The organism is Psychrobacter sp. TB20-MNA-CIBAN-0197, from assembly GCF_040309765.1.
GTDB classification, from domain to species: Bacteria; Pseudomonadota; Gammaproteobacteria; order Pseudomonadales; family Moraxellaceae; genus Psychrobacter; species Psychrobacter submarinus.
Genome location: NZ_JBEOPC010000632.1, coordinates 1 through 270 on the forward strand (window position 1 = coordinate 1; position 270 = coordinate 270).

Genomic DNA, 270 nt, shown 5'->3' on the forward strand with positions numbered 1-270 from the left:
CATATGGTTAGTATTGCCTAAATCATCTTGTAAGCGTTTTCGTTCATCATCGTTAACCGCTAACCCTTCGTAACCATGATACGAAAGCGACGGCAAAGAGAACATGGAATACTGACTTAGTGGCAATAAGCCATTTTTTTGTGTAGCAACAGCTATGGTTTCTTTCGTGTGCAAATGAATCACACAATGCGCATCGTCGCGTACTTCGTGAATTGCGCTATGAATAGTAAAGCCAGCTGGATTAATATTAAATGGCGTGTCGTCAATAAT

General features: G+C 40.4%; 1 protein-coding gene. It reads right to left on the reverse strand.

Features of this window, described 5'->3' with window-relative positions:
• A partial coding sequence (locus AAEY83_RS15290) for a class II aldolase/adducin family protein (RefSeq protein ID WP_351060255.1) occupies positions 1 to 270 on the reverse strand: 270 nt, incomplete at both ends.